Source organism: Sphingobium sp. CR2-8 (genome assembly GCF_035818615.1).
Classification (GTDB): Bacteria; Pseudomonadota; Alphaproteobacteria; order Sphingomonadales; family Sphingomonadaceae; genus Sphingobium.
Genome location: NZ_JAYKZY010000002.1, coordinates 3,108,518 through 3,125,820 on the forward strand (window position 1 = coordinate 3,108,518; position 17,303 = coordinate 3,125,820).

The 17,303-nt window shown below is 65.7% G+C and carries 13 protein-coding genes and 6 pseudogenes; 9 read left to right on the top strand and 10 right to left on the bottom strand.

Annotated features, from left to right (window positions below):
* Positions 1-113: 113 nt before the first annotated feature.
* A complete protein-coding gene (locus U5A82_RS19145; RefSeq protein ID WP_326292455.1) occupies positions 114-638 on the bottom strand; it encodes a hypothetical protein in 525 nt (174 codons plus the stop codon).
* Between the two features lie 130 nt (positions 639-768).
* Between U5A82_RS19145 and U5A82_RS19150 the strand changes: the two genes are divergently transcribed.
* The 3 genes and pseudogenes from U5A82_RS19150 (at position 769) to U5A82_RS19160 (ending at position 4,003) form a co-directional block, all read left to right on the top strand.
* Positions 769-1,653, top strand: a complete 885-nt coding sequence (locus U5A82_RS19150; RefSeq protein ID WP_326292456.1) for an aldose 1-epimerase family protein — start codon at positions 769-771, stop codon at positions 1,651-1,653.
* 145 nt (positions 1,654-1,798) lie between these two features.
* A pseudogene (locus tag U5A82_RS19155) lies at positions 1,799-3,375 on the top strand (peptide chain release factor 3).
* Between the two features lie 223 nt (positions 3,376-3,598).
* Positions 3,599-4,003 (top strand): PilZ domain-containing protein, encoded by a 405-nt coding sequence (locus U5A82_RS19160; protein WP_326292457.1) that lies wholly within the window; start codon positions 3,599-3,601, stop codon positions 4,001-4,003.
* A gap of 1 nt (position 4,004) precedes the next feature.
* Here U5A82_RS19160 and metW read toward each other — a convergent pair.
* Positions 4,005-4,597: pseudogene (gene metW / locus U5A82_RS19165) on the bottom strand (methionine biosynthesis protein MetW).
* Entirely contained in the window at positions 4,594-5,730 is a 1,137-nt protein-coding gene (gene metX, locus U5A82_RS19170; protein ID WP_326292458.1) for a homoserine O-acetyltransferase MetX, read from the bottom strand. The pseudogene metW and the gene metX overlap by 4 nt, the downstream one beginning before the upstream one ends.
* 335 nt (positions 5,731-6,065) lie before the next feature.
* Here metX and hisC point away from each other — a divergent pair, with 335 nt between their 5' ends.
* Positions 6,066-7,175 (top strand): histidinol-phosphate transaminase, encoded by a 1,110-nt coding sequence (gene hisC, locus U5A82_RS19175; RefSeq protein ID WP_326292459.1) that lies wholly within the window; start codon positions 6,066-6,068, stop codon positions 7,173-7,175.
* A 4-nt stretch (positions 7,176-7,179) separates the two neighbouring features.
* Positions 7,180-8,085 (top strand): prephenate/arogenate dehydrogenase family protein, encoded by a 906-nt coding sequence (locus U5A82_RS19180; RefSeq protein ID WP_326292460.1) that lies wholly within the window; start codon positions 7,180-7,182, stop codon positions 8,083-8,085.
* 39 nt (positions 8,086-8,124) lie between these two features.
* Here the strand turns inward: U5A82_RS19180 and U5A82_RS19185 are convergent.
* The 4 genes and pseudogenes from U5A82_RS19185 to ftsE form a co-directional block, all read right to left on the bottom strand.
* Positions 8,125-8,810: pseudogene (locus tag U5A82_RS19185) on the bottom strand (lysophospholipid acyltransferase family protein).
* A gap of 10 nt (positions 8,811-8,820) precedes the next feature.
* Complete coding sequence (locus U5A82_RS19190) at positions 8,821-9,354, bottom strand: YdcF family protein (RefSeq protein ID WP_326292461.1); 534 nt, start codon at positions 9,352-9,354, stop codon at positions 8,821-8,823.
* Positions 9,351-10,256: a cell division protein FtsX gene (locus U5A82_RS19195; RefSeq protein WP_326292462.1), complete on the bottom strand. Its 906-nt coding sequence runs from the start codon at positions 10,254-10,256 to the stop codon at positions 9,351-9,353. Before U5A82_RS19195 ends, U5A82_RS19190 begins: the two co-directional genes overlap by 4 nt.
* On the bottom strand, positions 10,256-10,966 hold the full coding sequence (gene ftsE, locus U5A82_RS19200; protein ID WP_326292463.1) for a cell division ATP-binding protein FtsE: 711 nt from the start codon (positions 10,964-10,966) through the stop codon (positions 10,256-10,258). Before ftsE ends, U5A82_RS19195 begins: the two co-directional genes overlap by 1 nt.
* 169 nt (positions 10,967-11,135) lie before the next feature.
* Between ftsE and U5A82_RS19205 the strand changes: the two are divergent.
* A pseudogene (locus U5A82_RS19205) lies at positions 11,136-11,970 on the top strand (zinc-ribbon domain-containing protein).
* Positions 11,971-12,028: 58 nt separating this feature from the next.
* On the opposite strand, the pseudogene U5A82_RS19210 reads toward U5A82_RS19205, so the two are convergent.
* From U5A82_RS19210 to U5A82_RS19220, 3 genes and pseudogenes are all read right to left on the bottom strand, one after another.
* Positions 12,029-12,933, bottom strand: a pseudogene (locus U5A82_RS19210) (pirin family protein).
* Positions 12,930-13,637, bottom strand: coding sequence for a glutathione S-transferase (locus U5A82_RS19215; RefSeq protein ID WP_326292464.1), 708 nt, complete (start codon positions 13,635-13,637; stop codon positions 12,930-12,932). The pseudogene U5A82_RS19210 and the gene U5A82_RS19215 overlap by 4 nt, the downstream one beginning before the upstream one ends.
* Before the next feature lie 90 nt (positions 13,638-13,727).
* On the bottom strand, positions 13,728-14,015 hold the full coding sequence (locus U5A82_RS19220) for a BolA family protein (protein ID WP_326292465.1): 288 nt from the start codon (positions 14,013-14,015) through the stop codon (positions 13,728-13,730).
* Positions 14,016-14,060: 45 nt separating this feature from the next.
* Between U5A82_RS19220 and U5A82_RS19225 the strand changes: the two genes are divergently transcribed.
* The 3 genes and pseudogenes from U5A82_RS19225 to cobS all read left to right on the top strand — a co-directional run bounded on the left by U5A82_RS19225 (position 14,061) and on the right by cobS (position 17,281).
* Positions 14,061-14,681, top strand: a complete 621-nt coding sequence (locus tag U5A82_RS19225) for a DnaJ domain-containing protein (protein WP_326292466.1) — start codon at positions 14,061-14,063, stop codon at positions 14,679-14,681.
* A 213-nt stretch (positions 14,682-14,894) separates the two neighbouring features.
* Positions 14,895-16,186: pseudogene (locus U5A82_RS19230) on the top strand (Hsp70 family protein).
* An 87-nt stretch (positions 16,187-16,273) separates the two neighbouring features.
* Positions 16,274-17,281 carry a cobaltochelatase subunit CobS gene (gene cobS / locus U5A82_RS19235; protein ID WP_326292467.1) on the top strand — a complete coding sequence of 336 codons (1,008 nt, stop codon included), beginning with the start codon at positions 16,274-16,276 and terminating at the stop codon, positions 17,279-17,281.
* Positions 17,282-17,303: the final 22 nt, after the last annotated feature.

Consider the following 17,303-nt stretch of genomic DNA (forward strand, 5'->3'; position numbering starts at 1 on the left):
GCCGCCCATATAGGGGCAAATGCCAAAAGCGGAACCCGCTTTGCATCACGGTACAAGCTGTTCCCGCATATGCGGGAACAGGCATCCCCTATCCTACCCGTTCACCGCACGGGTCAACTCGCGATCTTGCACCCCCTGGCCGCCGCCTGCCCGCGCAGATAGCCGCGCCGCGCCACACCGGCCGTCACCGCCGCCTGCAAGCGCCGCTCGGCCGGGGCCGCGCCGCTGATCTCGCGCACCAGCCCACGGAAGGGAATCAGCGAATTGACCACCGTCCGCCCGACCGCCTCGGCGATCTTGCCCGTGCGATTCTCGTTCGCCTTCGCACCGACGGTGAAATCCTCGCCCAACACCGAGTTGAGTTCGCCCAGCGACGCCTTCAAGCCCGCACAACTGCGCGATGGCGGCGCGGCATAGGGATTTTCGACGGCTTTCAGCAAAATGGGAGGGATCTCTTCCTTGTCCAGGCCGATATCGCGTCCCGGCTGGGTGGCAATATTGCCTGCCTTGTCCAGCGTGCCGCCTTTGCGCTTCTCGGCTTCCTCCTGCTTGGGCTGGTCCTTGGGCGCGTCCTGGGCCAGCGCCGCGCCCGACGTCATCAGCATCAGGGCCGCAGTGGCTATTGTGATAGATTGCATGTCGATCCCTCCGGCTTGCGAAACCAGCGATCGACCCTATCGGTTCCATGCCGAAACGATTCCCGGGCGAGACAGCCGCGCGGGGCCGCGCTATGCGGGGCCATCCCCATCGAGAGGAACGATACCGCCCATGTCCGACGCGCGCCTGTCCATCGCATCCCCCACCCTGTCCGCCACGATCGATCCCTTGGGTGCGGAGCTTTGGTCGCTCAAGGATAGCGAGGACCGCGAATGGATGACCGACGCCGACCCGCGCTGGTGGACCGGTCATGCGCCCCTGCTCTTCCCCTTCGTCGGCCGGTCGCGCGGTGACGTCTACCGGCTGAACGGGCGCGATTATCCCATGCCCCAGCATGGCTTCGCCCGCCGCGCATCCTTCACACCGGTCGAGCATGACGACGACAGCCTGACCCTGCGGCTGGAGGCGGATAGCGACACCCGCGCCGTCTACCCCTTCGACTTCCGGCTCGACATGCATTTCGCGATCGAGGGCACGGGCCTCAGGATGACCGCGACCGTCACCAACCGGGGGCAGGCGGACATGCCGTTCAGCTTCGGCTATCACCCCGCCTTCTCCTGGCCCCTGCCCTTTGGCGGCGCGACGGAGGATCACCGCATCACCTTCGATCAGCCCGAACCCGCCCCGATCCGCAAAGTGGGCGACGAACCCGGCCTCATCGCCCGCGAAGCCTTTCCGTCCCCGGTCGCAGGCGACACGCTGATCCCCACCCACGCGATGTTCGAAGGGGACGCGCTGATCTGGGACGACCTTGCCAGCCGCTCGCTGACCTGGGGCGTGCCCGGCCGACCGCGCCTCAGGATCGATTTCCCCGAGACGCCCTGGCTCGGCCTCTGGCAGAAACCGGGCGCCCATTATCTGTGCGTCGAGCCCTGGGCTGGCATGGCGGACCTGGTGGGGTTCGACGGCGACGTCTGGGACAAGCAGGGCATCATGGCGCTGCCGCCAGGCGACAGCCGCAGCTTCCGCATGGACGTGACGCTGGTCGGCGTGTAACGGGCTGTCCCATGTCCCGTTCGGGCTGAGCGAAGTCGAAGCCTCCCACTGAGCGCAGCGAAGTGCCTCGCCGCCGCCCGGCCTGGCCCTTCGACTTCGCTCAGGGCGAACGGTTTATGTTACTCGCGACCCAGAAATCAGCTTTATGACCATCCCATCCCGCCGCACTTTCGCGATCATCTCCCACCCGGACGCCGGCAAGACCACGCTCACCGAAAAGCTGCTGCTGGAAGGCGGCGCGATCCATCTGGCCGGTGAGGTCAAGGCGCGCGGACAGAACCGTCGCGCCCGATCCGACTGGATGAAGATCGAGCAGCAGCGTGGCATCTCCGTCACCTCCTCGGTCATGACGTTCGAGCGGACCCGCGACGGCGAAACCATCACCTTCAACCTGCTCGACACGCCGGGCCACGAAGATTTCAGCGAAGACACCTATCGCACCCTGACCGCCGTCGATTCCGCCGTCATGGTGATCGACGCGGCCAAGGGCATCGAGCCGCAGACGCGCAAATTGTTCGAAGTCTGTCGCCTGCGCAACGTGCCCATCATCACCTTCGTCAACAAGGTCGATCGCGAAGGCCGCGAAACCTTCGGCCTGCTCGATGAAGTCGCCGACCAGTTGCAGCTCGACGTATGCCCGATGAGCTGGCCCGTCGGCATGGGCGGCGAGTTCGAAGGCATCTACGACTTCGCCACCAACCGCCTGATGCAGCCGACCGGCCCGTCCAAGGAATTTGACGGCACCCGACATCAGTTCACTGGCCTGGACGACCCCAAACTCGCCGACTATCTCTCCCCCGCGCGCTGGAAAAGCTGCGCGAGGAAGCCGAATTGTCGCAGGGCGGCTATGCCGAATTCGACCTCGACCGCTATCGCGCGGGCGATCTGACCCCGGTCTACTTCGGCTCCGCGCTCAAGCTGTTCGGCGTCACCGAACTGATCGACGCGCTGGGCCAGCATGCCCCGCCGCCCCGCGCGCAACCGGCCGAACCCGCCGCGATCGAGCCGGAAAACAGCGAAGTCACCGGCTTCATCTTCAAGGTGCAGGCCAATATGGACCCGATGCACCGCGACCGCATCGCCTTCATGCGTCTCGTGTCGGGCAAGTTCAAACGCGGCATGAAGCTGACGCCCAGTGGGTCGGGCAAGCCGCTCGCCGTCCATTCGCCCATCCTCTTCTTCGCGCAGGACCGCGAACTGGCGGACGAGGCTTTCCCCGGCGACATCATCGGCATCCCCAATCATGGCGCGCTGCGCGTGGGCGACACTCTCTCCGAAAAGCCCGGCCTGCGCTTCACCGGCCTGCCCAATTTCGCGCCGGAAATCCTGCGCCGCGTGCAACTCAAAGACCCGACCAAGACCAAGCAGCTGCGCAAGGCGCTGGACGACCTGTCCGAAGAGGGCGTCATCCAGGTCTTCTATCCCGAAATCGGCAGCAACTGGATCGTCGGCGTCGTCGGCCAGCTCCAGCTCGAAGTGCTGATTTCCCGTCTGGAGGCCGAATATAAGGTCGCGGCGGGCCTCGAACAGTCGCCCTTCGACACCGCCCGCTGGATCAGCGGCGACGACGCGGCGGTCAAGGATCTGGTGAGCTATAATGGCGGCAACATGGCCAAGGACCGCGACGGCAACCTCGTCTTCATGGCCAAGAGCGCCTGGGACATCGGCTATCAGCAGGAACGCCATCCCAAGGTGAAGTTCAGCGCGACCCGGGAACGCTGATCCCGCAATCGTGATTTGATGGCATGAAAGGGTGGATTGCTTCCGCCTTTTCATCAATGCTGACAATCGCCCACAACTGTCGCATTCGCTGTCTCATGCCTCGCGATCTGCCACCTCCTGCGCCACCGTCCGTCGCATCGCGAAGCCGGATCGGCGCTCTGCCTGCAACCATCCGGCGTTCGCGCAACTCTCTTACTCAAGCCCCCGTCATGCGAGAAGGATCATGGACCAGACTCCCCGCCCCAAGCGCTCCAACGTCTTCATGGATGCCCATCTGAACCTGGGCGAGCCGCTATCCGCCTCCCAGCTTGTCCGCATCCGCGACATTTCCGAAGGCGGCGCGCGGATTCAGGGCAAGTCGCCGGGGGTCGGCGCGCGCATAGTTGTAACGCGGGGGGAAACCGCCATGCCTGGCCGCGTCGTGTGGACGGCGGACCGTCATTTCGGTGTGGCGTTTGACGAACCGGTCGACGTGGAATCGGTGCTGAAGGCCGCCGCGCCCCAATCCCCCGCCAAGCCCGCCTATGCCGACGCGCTGACATCCGGCCTGACGCATTTCCGGCGCAACCCCGTCGGCCGCGGATCGCCATCGACCTTCGGCCTCAAACGGACGGCAACCGGGCGCTAATCTATTTGCGCAACAGGAACACCGCATGCTCGGCGAACAGGTTCGCATTGGCATGCGTCGTTTCCTTGTCGCCTTTCAGGAACCATTGCCCATCAATGGTCCAGCCGCGCGCCTTCACCAGCGCGCGGAAATCGTCCACCGTCACATGATGGATGTTCAGCGTATCATACCAGGTGTCGGGCAATAGCCGCGTCACCGGCATCCGCCCCCCCACATCAGCGACAGCCGCCCGCGCCAATGCGCGAAATTGGGAAAGGACACGAACGCCTGTCGGCCGATCCGCAGCAACTCCTCCACCACCCTGTCCGGCCGCCGCGTCGTCTGGAGCGTCTGGCTCAATATCGCATAGTCGAAACTGGCGTCGGGATAATAGCCAAGGTCGGTGTCCGCGTCCCCCTGCACCACCGACAGGCCGCGCCCCACGGCGGCGGCGACGTTGGACCCGTCCAGTTCCAGCCCCCGCGCGTCGATCCCGCTATTGTCGCGCAGCGCCGCCATCAGCGCCCCGTCACCGCACCCCACGTCCAGCACGCGCGCGCCCTGCCGCACCGTGCGCGCGATCAGGGCTAGGTCCGGGCGCAACGCCTCGCTCATGCCCGCCCGCCCTTCAGGAAGCCGTCCACGACCCGGTTGAGTTCGGGGCATTCCAGCAGGAAGGCGTCATGGCCGAACGGGCTGGACAGTTCGACGAAACTCGCCTGCGCGCCCGACGCGTTGAGCGCATGGACGATAATCCGCGATTCCGCCGTGGGATAAAGCCAGTCGGTGTCGAAGCTGACCAGGCAGAAGCGCGCCTTGGTCGCGGCGAACGCCTTGGCCAGCGACCCGCCATGATCGTCGGCGATGTCATAATAGTCCATCGCGCGGGTGATGTAGAGATAGGAGTTGGCGTCGAACCGGTCGACGAAGCTCAACCCCTGATGCCGCAAATAGCTTTCCACCTGGAAATCCGCGTCAAAGCCGAAGGTCTTGGCGTCACGCCCCTGCAAGCGCCGCCCGAATTTCTCGGTCAGCCCCGCTTCCGACAGATAGGTAATGTGCGCGGCCATGCGCGCGACCGCCAGCCCCGCGCTCGGCACCTGTCCGTCGGCATAATAGTCGCCCCCGCGCCAGTGCGGATCGGCCATGATCGCCTGCCGTCCCACTTCGTGAAAGGCGATATTCTGCGCGCTGTGCCGCGCGGTCGAGGCTATGACGATGCAGCTTTCGACCCGATCGGGGAACAGCGTGGGCCAGGTCAGTGCCTGCATGCCGCCCATCGATCCGCCGATCACCGCCGCCAGCCGATCGACGCCCAGATGGTCGAGCAGCGCCGCCTGCGCCCGAACCATGTCCGCGATGGTCAGCACCGGAAAGCGCATCGCGTGCGGCTCGCCCGTTGCCGGATCGATGCTGGCCGGGCCGGACGACCCCATGCAGCTGCCGATGACGTTGGAACAGACGATGAAATGGCGCGCCGGATCAACCGGCTTGCCTGCCCCCACCAGCCGCCACCACCAGCCCGGCTTGCCCGTGACCGGATGGTCCGACGCGACATATTGGTCGCCGGTCAGCGCATGGCAGATCAGGATGACGTTGGATTTGTCCGCATTCATCGCCCCATAGGTTTCATAGGCGATGTCGACCGGCCCCAGGCTCGCGCCGCTGGACAGCGCCAGGGGGGCGGCAAGGCGGGCCTGCCGGCGCAGGCCGAAACGACTGTCTTCGGTGATGGGAACGCTGGCCATGATGGCGCGGGGCTAGGACCGTGGCCGGTCGCTGTCAATCGGGCCAGACGGCGCGACGGGCGATCCCCCTTGCGATCGCTGTCTTTCCTACTGGGATTGCCCCTGCTCTAACAGGATCCATGCCCCGCTCCCTCTTCCTTGCCACGCCTTGCTGCGCATTTGTCGCGTCGCGGCCCCGCATGACAGTGGCGCATCGAAAGCGCTTGGGGGACGCGTCGGGGACGCTTCACGAATGCTTCGCGCCATTTTACCCCGCGACACTGTGAACTTCGCGATGCCGTGCCCCCGTTTTCAGTCGCTTTGCCTTTTCGACGGAACCCGCTAAAGCCCCGGCCATGACACAGACCGCTGCAAAACCCGCTCCCAAGGACTGGATTCTCGGCATTTCGCCCTATGTGCCGGGTAAGTCCGCCGCTGACGACGGTCGCCCGCTCATCAAGCTGTCGGCCAATGAAAATCCGCTGGGCACCGGCGCGGCCGCACGCGCAGCGCTGGTCGCCGCCACCGCCGACCTCGCCACCTATCCCGATCCGGGCGCGGAAAAGCTGCGCGAAGCGATCGGCGCGGTCCATGGCCTCGATCCCGCGCGGATCATCTACGGCACCGGGTCGGACGAGCTGCTGCACATCGCCGCCTCCGCCTATGCCGGGCCGGGCGACGAAATCCTCTATGTCCGCTATGGCTTCGCGGTCTACGACATCGCCGCGCGGCGCGTCGGCGCGACCCCGGTGATCGCGCCGGACAAGGATTATGCGACCGACGTCGATGCGCTGCTCGCCGCCGTCACCGACAAGACCAGGGTCGTGTTCCTGGCCAACCCCAACAATCCGACCGGCACCATGACCAGCCGGGAAGAGATCGCCCGCCTGCATGCCGGATTGCGCCCCGACATCCTGTTCGTCCTCGATCAGGCCTATGCCGAATATCTGGACGCGGGCGAGGATGATGGCGGGCTGGAACTGGCGAAGACCGCACCCAACATCTTCGTCACCCGCACCTTTTCGAAGATTCATGGTCTGGCTGCCGAACGGATCGGCTGGGGCTATGCCAGTGCCGACGTGATCGACATCCTCCACCGCATCCGCGCGCCGTTCAACGTGACGACGGCGGGTCAGGCGGCGGCGGTCGCGGCGATCCAGGACAGCGAATGGGTCGCGTTCAGCCGCACCCATACCGCCCGCTGGCGCGAATGGCTGGCGGGCGAGGTGACGGCGCTGTCCAACTATGGCCTGCGCGTCGTGCCCAGCAAGACCAATTTCCTGCTGATCCTGTTCGACGGCAAGCTGACCGCCGAAGCTGCGATGAAGGGCCTGTGGGACGAAGGCTATGCCACCCGCTGGCTGCCGGGCCAGGGGCTGCCCAACGGCCTGCGCATCACCATCGGCACCAAGGCGCAGAACCGCGCCGTCGCGGCCAAGCTGCGCGCTATGGCGGAGGCGGCCTGACGCCATGCTGCCCTTCGCGCGCGTCACCATCATCGGCCTGGGCCTGATCGGCTCTTCGCTCGCCCGCGCGATCCGCGCGGACATGCCGACCGTGCGCGTCACCGGCTATGACGCCGATCCGGCGGTGCGGGACATCGCCCGGCGGATCGACCTGGCCGACGACGTCACCGACACCGCGGGCGCATCGGTGACGGACGCGGACCTAGTGGTGCTGTGCGTCCCGGTCCGCGCGATGGGCGCGGCGGCGGCGGAGATCGCCGGCGACCTGCCCGTCGACGCGATTATCAGCGACGTGGGATCGTGCAAGGCCGACGTGCTGGCACAGCTCAACGCCGCGCTGCCGGGCCGGACGATCATCCCCGCGCACCCCGTGGCAGGCACGGAAAATAGCGGGCCGGAGGCGGGCTTCGCTACCCTGTTCAAGGGCCGCTGGTGCATCGTCACCCCGCCTGCCGACGCCGATCCGGCCGCGGTCGAGCGCGTCGCTGAACTGTGGCGGCGGGTCGGCGCGGACGTGGAGATGATGGACCCGGCGCATCACGACCTGGTGCTGGCGGTAACGAGCCATCTGCCGCATCTGATCGCCTACACCATCGTCGGCACGGCCAGCGATCTGGAAAATGTCACCCAGTCCGAAGTCATCAAATATTCGGCCGGCGGCTTTCGCGACTTCACCCGCATCGCGGCGTCGGACCCGACCATGTGGCGCGACGTGTTCCTGGCGAACAAGGACGCGGTGCTGGAAATGCTCCAGCGCTTTTCGGAGGATCTTTCCGCCTTGCAGCGAGCGATCCGCTGGAACGACGGCGACGCCCTGTTCAACCTGTTCACCCGCACCCGCGCGATCCGCCGGTCGATCATCGAACAGGGGCAGGACGATGCGAAGCCGGACTTCGGCCGCTCGCACTAAAAGACACCAAAACTGCTTTCCTACCCGGCAGCGTCCTGTTTAATTCAACGCGTTGATCGCGGCATGGACGCGCGCCTCGGCTTCCTTGCGGTCCAGGCCGACCGGAACGATCTCGCCGATCTTGTAGGTGATGATGCCCGGTCGCTTGAGGAATTTGCCCCGTGGCGACACCCGGCCGCTGTCGATGGCGATCGGCACCACCGGCAGGCCCAACAGGCTGTAGAGGCCCGCGAAACCCGATCGAAGGGGGGAGATTCGCCATGCGGCACGCGCGTCCCTTCAGGAAACAGGCAGATGGCGCGCCCCTGTGCGATCCGGTCCTTCGCCGCCGCGCGCAAGGTGCGCATGGCGCTGGCGCCGGCCGCCCGCTCGATGGGGATCAGGCCGTAGCGGCGGGCGATGCCGCCCCACAGCGGGATATCGAACAATTCCCGCTTGGCGCCGATCGCCGGGCGATCGAACAGGCAGAGCATGTCGATCGTCTCGAACATCGATTCATGCTTGCTGATGTAGAGATAGGGACCGATGGGCAGATCGCCTTCCACGACGACCTTCTGCCCCAGCAGCCAGCGCGCGCACAGGCGATGGAACCGGCTCCACCCGGTGGCGGTGCGCTGCACCATGAGCGGCGTCACCCAGCCAAAGGCCATGGCCCAGAGGACGAACAGCAGGCTGCCGGGATAGAAGGCGAGCGTGAACAGCAGGGAGCGAAGGGCGGTCAGCATGATGTTCCGTTCAGATACCGATCAGCGCGGCAATGCGCCGCAGCAGATATTTATTATATTCCCGCGCCAATATGGTGAGGCTCGGGCGGCTGGGCACGGCATCGTAGACGATCGCCACCTTGTCCCCGGGCAGCGCCTGGCGCAGTTCCAGCGCGGCGCGGCGCATATGCCAGTCGGTGGTGATCAGGCGCACGGTCTTGTAATCGCGCCGTTCCAGCCAGCGGGCCGTTTCCAGACCATTGGACCGCGTATCGATCGCTTCGCGCCCCAGCGTGATGCAGCAGCTGAACAGACGCTCGGGCGTCTTATATTGCACCGCCAGTTCGACCGGGCGGACCGACCGGTCCACGCCGGATATCAGCATGCGCTTGGCAGAGCCATCCTGAAGCAGGGCGATGCCGCGATCGATACGCCCCGCCCCGCCGGTCAGCACGACGATCGCATCGGTCCGGCGACCGTCCAGCGGCTGAGGCAGGAAGATCGCGAACCAGGCGAAGCCCAGCATCCAGGCCAGCAGCGTGACCGCGAACAGGCGGACGATCACAGCGCCCGCCCCAGCGCGCGCAGCACGGTCCAGCGCGCCGTCAGCGTCGCCAGCGCCACGCTGAAAACCGGCAGCGCGACCAGCAGCAGCCAGCCGCGCGTATCCAGGTCGACCGCGCCCAGCAGGTCCGATCCGGTCGCCGACAGGCGCAGGCCGATCAGCAGGATGACGAAGGCGGCGAAGGAAAAGCCCAGCGCACCGCCCAACAGGGCATCGATACCGATGCGGCGCTGGAACAGGCGGGCGATCTGCACGTCGGTCGACCCCATCAGGTGCAGCACGTCGATCGTGCCGCGATGGCTGTCATGCGCGCCGCGCGCCGCCAGCACGACGACCGCGCCGGTCGCCAGGATCATCAGCAGCACGACGCCAGCCGCCAGCCAGCCCAGTGCGGTCAGCAGTCCGGCCAGCGGCAACAGGAAAGCGGCATGAGGCTCGATCCGCAGCTTGGGCGACAGGCCGCCGAGCAGGCGGCGCAGCCGGTCGAGCTTCGCATCGGTATCGCCCGGCGTCAGCATGACGTCGATCAGCGCTGGGACCGGCAGGTCGCCGCTGGTCGCCGCGTCGCCCAGCCAGGGGCGCAGTTGATCCGCCAGCGCCGCCGGATCGACCGGATCGGCGGCACGCACGCCATCCGCGCCGCGCAGCGCCTGCACCGTGCGCGCGGCGAGCCGGTCGCGGGCCTGCGCATCGGCCTCCACCACCTGCACGCTGGCGCGCCCGGCAAGGTCCGCGCTCATCGACCGGACCGCCGAACCCAGCCCCAGGCCTGCGGCGGCAGCGAGCACGGTCAGGAACATCATGATCGCGATGATCCAGGGCATCGGTCCCGCCACCCGGCCGCCGGGCAGGAGGCGGTGGCGCGCCGCCGCCGCGGCCTTGCGATGCGCGCGGCTCGCCATCACTGCTTGTCCTGGGCGTGCGGCGGGAAACGCAGCGATCCGGTCGGATCGGCCAGTCGCCCCTTGTCCAGCCGCATCATCTGCGCGCCCGACACCTGCGCGATCAGCGGCAGGTCGTGGGTGGCGACGACGATCGTCGTGCCAAGGCGATTGAGCGCTTCGAACAAAGTCATCAGGCGACGAGCCATGTCGGCGTCCACGTTACCGGTCGGTTCGTCCGCGACCAGTATTTCCGGGCGACCGATCACCGCGCGGGCGATGGCGACACGCTGCTGCTCCCCGCCCGACAGGGTTGCAGGCCGCGCCTGGCCTCGATCGCCGAGGCCGACCCAGTTCAGCATTTCCAAGACGGGGGCGTCGATCTCCCCTTCCTCCATGCCCGACACCCGCAGCGGCAGGGCGATATTGTCATAGGCGGACAGATGGGGGACCAGACGGAAATCCTGGAACACCACGCCGATGCGGCGACGGAAGCCGGGCAGGCGTTTGCGCGGCAACGTCACCACATCCTCCCCGAACAGGCGGATGACACCGCGGCTGGGACGTTGGGCAAGGTAGAGCAGCTTGAGCAGCGAAGTCTTGCCCGCGCCCGACGCGCCGGTCAGAAAATAAAAGCCACCATTGGCGAGCGAGAAGCTGACGTCGGACAGGGTTTCGCTGTCCAGACCATAGCGCAGACCGACATTTTCGAACTGGACGATGGCCGACATGTCTTGAAATATCGCGCCGTCGCGCTCCCTGCGTATCGAAGCATCAGCCATGGCACAGCGGGCGGCCTGCCGTAAAGCCCGCGCCGCGCGACGTGGCGAGTCGCGTTCGAATGAAACAGGCTGTCGTTGACCGCTTGCGCGCGAGTCCCTGCCATGCCTATGAAGCAACATGATCCTGGTGTGCCCCAATTGCGCGACGCGCTATGTCGTACCCGACAGTGCCGTGGGCACGAGCGGCCGTCAGGTCCGGTGCGCGGCCTGCAAGCATAGCTGGTTCCAGGAACCGCCGACCTTGCCGGAGCGCGAAACGCCTGTCGCCGCCGCAGCGGTGGACACGCCCGCACCCGTCGCGCCGCCCGAACCGCCGCCTCCACCCGTCGCCGCACCATCGCCTCCACCGCCCGCCCCGGTCGTCGATCCCGACATGGCAGCGGTCGAGCCGGTCACTACGGTGGAAATGCCCGCACCAGTTGCGCCGCCGATCGCTGCTCCGGCGGATAACCGGTTCGACGATATCTATGCCGGCGCGCCGGTCGATCCGGTCGAGGAAAGCCGCTTCGCGCCCGCCCCCCGTTCAAGGCGCGACGCAATCCGATCAAGCTGTGGACCTATGCGGCGATCGGCTTCTGCCTGATCGTCGCGGCGGCGGGTGGAGCCTTCACCTATTTCGGGCCACCATCCTGGATGGTGTCGATGGGGCTGGTCGCCGAAGAGGGCGATCCCGATCTGCTCTTCTACCTGTCCAAGCCCGCCGAACGGCGCAAGCTGCCGACCGGGAAGAATATTTCGCCTTCGGTGCGCGGATCGTGAACAGCGGCACGCAGGCGCTGCCGGTGCCGCCGGTGCTGGTGCAGCTGCGCGACCGGCAGAACCGGCTGGTCTTCAGCTGGACGACCAAGGCCGACAAGACGCGCCTGAAACCGGGCGAGGAAGCCTCGATCAACGAAAGTCGGATCGACATTCCCAAAAATGCCGAGAATCTGTCGCTGACCTTCGTGCAGTAAGGCGACGTCCGACGTCTCGGACCCTGCTCAATCGAACCGGGCAGGTGGCCCCTTTTGATCAGGGATAGCTGACCGTCTTCGGGCGGCCCTGCGGGATCGGGATATACTCCTGGTCGTCGCCGGGGATGAGGGGAAACGCATCGCTTCCCAGTCCTCCCGCGCCTGCATCAGCCGCTCGGTCCGCGAAGAGACGAAATTCCACCAGACATGGCGCGGGCTGGTGAAGGCTTCACCGCCGCACAGGACCACGCGGCCGCCGTCCACGCTCATCAGCGTCGCAAACGTGCCGGGACGCAGGACGTAGAGCGTCTGCGGCGCGAGCATCACGCCGTCGAGCGCGGCGTCGCCGCCCGAGACATAGAGCGCGCGCTCGTCGGCGGAGGGATCGATGGCGATGCGACCACCGGGCGCCAACTGGATGTCCGCATAGACGGTCTGCGCATAGGTGGTGACTGGCGAGGTTTCGCCCCACAACGTTCCCATAATGACGCGGGCGCGGACATGGCCGTCGTCGATCACCGGCATGCCGCCTTCGCCCACATGTTCGAACGCCGGGTCCATTTCCTCGAACCGGTCGGGCAAGGCGAGCCAGGTCTGGATGGCGGACAGTTTCGATTCCTTGGCGCGATCGGCATCGGGCGACCGTTCGGAATGGACGATGCCGCTGCCTGCGGTCATCAGGTTGACCGCGCCGGCCTCGATCAACTGCTCGGTGCCCAGCGAATCGCGGTGGAGGAAAGCGCCTTCATACATATAGGTGACGGTGGCGAGATTGATGTGAGGGTGCGGGCGCACGTCTATCCCCTGCCCCGCGCCGATCTTCGCAGGTCCCGCCTGATCGAAGAAGATGAAGGGGCCGACCATGGTGCGCCCCTTCACCGGGAGCGAGCGATGGACCCGGAAATCGCCCAAATTATGACTGGTGGGGGTGATGGTCTGAAGAAAGAGATCGTCTGCGGTCATGCGGCGTCCAGTTCGGGATAATGGCGGAAAATATCCTCTTGGGTGAAAGGGAGCCGCCGGTCGCTGGCCAAATACTCCTGCAATTCGGGCATGGCTGCAACCCTGTCATGCAGCGCGGCCACGGCCGGAAAGTCGGGTTCCAGCGTCGCGGTGCGCAGGGGAAAGGCATAGCGCAAGCCCGCGACCAGGTGGAAGAGGGAGAGATCGGCATAGCTCCATTGCCTGCCCGCCAGCCAATCGCCCTCTTCGGCCGCCATGGCCCGCTCGAAATAGGCGAGATATTTGGGCATGCGCTCTTCGCGGAAGCCGGTCGCGCGGCGGAGAGCCTCGGGTTTCTGGTCCTCATAATAGAGGTCGAGGCCGACCGGATGGTGCACGTCATGCGATTCCGCGACCATATCCATGATGGTTAGTTGCAGCTGGGCCAGCCAGTAGCGGCTCTTCATCCCCGACGGGCCGCATTGATGTCGCTCGGCCAGGTAGAAGAGGATATTGGCGGTCTGGGCTATGGTCGATCCATCGATCGACAGATAGGGCGGCGCAAAGGCGGGACCATGCGCATGGTCGGCCATGTCGGCCATCAGCGCGTCGGCCCCATCCTGCCGCGCGCGGTCGCTATAGGGGATGCCGCATGCCTCCAGCATCAGGCGGACGAACTCGCCCCGACCGGCAATGCCTGGCCAATACCAGAAGTCATAGGCCATGGATGAGCGCTCCTTTGTTCTGGGGAAAGACGGGCTTCGCGAAGACGGTCTTGAGGGAAGAAAGGGAACGCCCGGCCGACGCTTAAAGTCTCACGCCTCGTCCGGCGCGCGCGCCTTGATGGCAAGGGCATGGACCTTTTCCACCAGCAGGTCGGCAAGGGCGGCGTTGACGAGGCGCTGACGGGAGACGCGGTTCTGGCCGATGAAGCGGTCCGACACGATATCGACGGTGAAATGGCTTTCGCCCGATCCGTCGTGACCGGCATGGCCCCGGTGCTTTTCGCTGTCGTCGATGACGGCAAGGTGTTGCGGAGACAGGGCGGCGCGCAGCCGCGCCTCGATTTCTGTGGCGACGGGGCCTTTGAGGTCAGGGATCATGTCCCCTATATAGGCTGCTTTGCCGCCACTTGCATCAGGACTTCCTTGTCTACCGATCCTTTCTCGACCCGTCGTTTCAACCGTTTCCATGGCCGGGTGGAAGGCGACCGCCCCTGCGCCGCGCCGGGATGCCCGGAACCGGGCGAGTTTCGCGCGCCCCCGGCGGAAGGCAGCGCCAGGCCGGGGGACGAAGGGCCGCGCTGGCGCTGGTTCTGCCTGGAGCATGTGAAGGCGTTCAATCAGGGCTATAATTTCTTCACCGGCATGTCGCCCGAGGAGATTGCGGCGGCGCAGCGCCCCTTTGCAGGATGGGAGCGGGAGACACGCGCCTTTTCCGCCAATGCGCATAGCCCATCGCCCAAATGGGCCGATTTCGTCGATCCGCTCGACGCGATCGGCGCAAAGTTCAAGGCGCGCATGGCCAAGGCGCGAGCGGATGCACAGGTGCGGCAGGATGGCAAATTCCTGTCGGGCGAGGATCGCAAGGCGCTGTCGGTCATGGGCCTGGAGATCGACGCCGATCGCAAGGCGCTGCGCACCCGTTACACCCAGTTGCTGCGGCGCTATCATCCCGATCATAATGGCGGCGATCGCAGCCATGAAGGCGCGTTGCAGGCGGTGATCGAAGCCTATGGGCATTTGAAGAAGGCGTCGGTCTTTGCGTGACGGCTTCGCTTAACTTCACACATTTCCCGCTTATTTCGACATTTTGATGCGGGCGTAGGATATTTCGTTACGCCAATGTCGGTCGCGCCGGTCGGATCGGATAGAGCCGGTTCGGCTTTTACCAGAAGGCAGCTCCATAGGACAGCAGCGCCCTTGCCCCCGGGCGGCGGGGCTGTCATAGCGCGCGGCCCTTTATACCCCGGAGACATGTTCATGCAGCAGGTGCCGCGCGCGCTGGGCCTTGATTTCGGCACGACCAACAGCGTCGCCGCTTTGGCCGACGGCGGGGAGTCGCAACTGGTCGAATTTGCAGGCGAACAGGCCACCGGCGCGGTGTTCCGCTCGGCGCTGTGCTTCTGGCATGACGAGGCGGTCAAGGGCGGCATGGCGCATGAGGCCGGGCCGTGGGCGATCGCGGAATATATGGAATATCCCGAGGACAGCCGGTTCCTGCAATCGTTCAAGTCGGTGGCGGCCAGCCCGATTTTCGAGACGGCCAATGTGTTCGAGAAGCGGTTCCGTTTCGAGGAACTGGGACAGATGTTCCTGAAGCGGATGATCGGTCATGCGGGCGGCGCACTGGACAGGAGGCCGGAGCGGATCGTCGTCGGGCGGCCGGTCGAATATGCCGGATCGCGGCCCGATGAAGCGCTGGCCCGCAAACGCTATGACGCGATGTTCGAGGGGTTCGGCACGGAAGTTCATTATGTCTATGAGCCGCTGGGCGCGGCGTTCAGCTATGCCAGCCGGTTGACCGAGGCGGCGACCATATTGGTCGCGGATTTCGGCGGCGGCACCAGCGACTTTTCGCTGGTCCGGGTCGAAGCGCCGGGCGCGGCGCGGCGCTGCGTTCCGCTGGGATCGACCGGTATCGGGTTGGCGGGCGATCGGTTCGACTATCGCATCCTCGACAATCTGGTGCTGCCGATGCTGGGCAAGGGCGGCAGCTATCAGAGTTTCGGCAAGGAATTGGAGATACCGCGCAGCTATTTCGCCGATTTCGCCGACTGGTCGCGCCTTGCCCTGATGCGCAACCGGCGCACGATGGACGAACTGGCGCGGTTGCAAAAAACGGCGAAGGAGCCGGCGGCGATCGGGCGGATGATGACCGTGATCGAGAAGGAACTGGGCTATCCACTCTATGATGCGGTCGGCGCGCTCAAGCGCGCGCTGTCGCAGCAGGAGGCGGCGACCTTCCGCTTTTCGGGGGCGGGCTGGATATCGAGCAGCCGGTCACGCGCGCCGATTTCGAAGGATGGATCGCGCCCGACATCGCCCAAATCGAGGCGACGGTGGACAAAGCGCTCGCCAAGGCCAATGTCGCGCCCGACGCCATCGACCGCGTGTTCCTGACCGGCGGATCGTCGCTGATCCCAGCGATCCGCGATATTTTTCGCCAGCGTTTCGGGCAGGACAGGCTGGCGACAGGCGGTGAGCTGACGTCGATCGCCCATGGGCTGGCGCTGATCGGCGAGGAAGCCAATCTGGCCGAATGGGCCGCTTGATCGCCATCGCGCGTTACCCCACTCTATCGACAGGCCCTTTGTGGATCGGTTAGGGGCTAGAGTGACTCGCAGGAAGATGATGACCCGATGACTGATATTTCCAACGTGCAGCCCGACACCCGCGCCGAAACGCTGCTGGAAGCGCCCGACCGCGAAGTGGATGCGCGCGACATTTTCGGCATCGACGTCGATATGAAGATCCCGGCGTTCAGCCAGGCCGACGAGCGCGTGCCCGACCTCGACCCCGCCTATGTGTTCGATCCCGACACCACGCTGGCGATCCTGGCGGGCTTTGCGTACAACCGCCGCGTCATGGTGCAGGGCTATCATGGCACCGGCAAGTCGAGCCATATCGAACAGATCGCCGCGCGCCTGAAATGGCCGTGCATCCGCATCAACCTGGACGCGCATATCAGCCGTATCGACCTGGTCGGGCGCGACGCGATTGTGTTGCAGGACGGGCAGCAGGTGACGCAGTTCAAGGAAGGCCTGCTCCCCTGGGCGTTACAGCGGCCTGTCGCGCTGGTGTTCGATGAATATGACGCCGGTCGCCCCGACGTGATGTTCGTGATCCAGCGCGTGCTGGAGACGGACGGGAAGATGACCCTGCTCGACCAGAATCGCGTGATCCGCCCCAACCCGCATTTCCGCCTGTTCGCGACCGCCAATACGGTGGGTCTGGGCGACACGACGGGCCTGTATCACGGCACGCAGCAGATCAACCAGGGACAGATGGACCGGTGGAATCTGGTGGTGGCGCTGAATTACCTGCCCGCCGCGACCGAGGCGCAGGTGGTGCTGGCCAAGTCGGGCGAATATGATCATGAAGGCGGCCGCAAGGAAGTCGAGAATATGATCAAGGTCGCCGAGCTGACGCGGCAGGGCTTCATCAACGGCGATATTTCGACCGTCATGTCGCCCCGCACCGTCATCAGCTGGGCGCAGAATGCGTTGATCTTCAAGAATGTCGGCTTCGCCTTCCGCCTGTCCTTCCTCAACAAATGCGACGAGGCCGAACGGGCGCTGGTCGCCGAATATTATCAGCGCGTGTTCGGCAAGGACTTGCCCGAAAGCGTGGCGAGCCGGGCGAACTGACCGTTCGCGTCGGCCTTTTAGG

Coding starts and splice junctions, on each gene's coding strand:
- U5A82_RS19145 (WP_326292455.1), bottom strand. CDS start 638: ATGCAATCTATCACAATAGCCACTGCGGCCCTGATGCTGATGACGTCG.
- U5A82_RS19150 (WP_326292456.1), top strand. CDS start 769: ATGTCCGACGCGCGCCTGTCCATCGCATCCCCCACCCTGTCCGCCACG.
- U5A82_RS19160 (WP_326292457.1), top strand. CDS start 3,599: ATGGACCAGACTCCCCGCCCCAAGCGCTCCAACGTCTTCATGGATGCC.
- metX (WP_326292458.1), bottom strand. CDS start 5,730: ATGGCCAGCGTTCCCATCACCGAAGACAGTCGTTTCGGCCTGCGCCGG.
- hisC (WP_326292459.1), top strand. CDS start 6,066: ATGACACAGACCGCTGCAAAACCCGCTCCCAAGGACTGGATTCTCGGC.
- U5A82_RS19180 (WP_326292460.1), top strand. CDS start 7,180: ATGCTGCCCTTCGCGCGCGTCACCATCATCGGCCTGGGCCTGATCGGC.
- U5A82_RS19195 (WP_326292462.1), bottom strand. CDS start 10,256: ATGGCGAGCCGCGCGCATCGCAAGGCCGCGGCGGCGGCGCGCCACCGC.
- ftsE (WP_326292463.1), bottom strand. CDS start 10,966: ATGTCGGCCATCGTCCAGTTCGAAAATGTCGGTCTGCGCTATGGTCTG.
- U5A82_RS19215 (WP_326292464.1), bottom strand. CDS start 13,637: ATGGCCTATGACTTCTGGTATTGGCCAGGCATTGCCGGTCGGGGCGAG.
- U5A82_RS19220 (WP_326292465.1), bottom strand. CDS start 14,015: ATGATCCCTGACCTCAAAGGCCCCGTCGCCACAGAAATCGAGGCGCGG.
- cobS (WP_326292467.1), top strand. CDS start 16,274: ATGACTGATATTTCCAACGTGCAGCCCGACACCCGCGCCGAAACGCTG.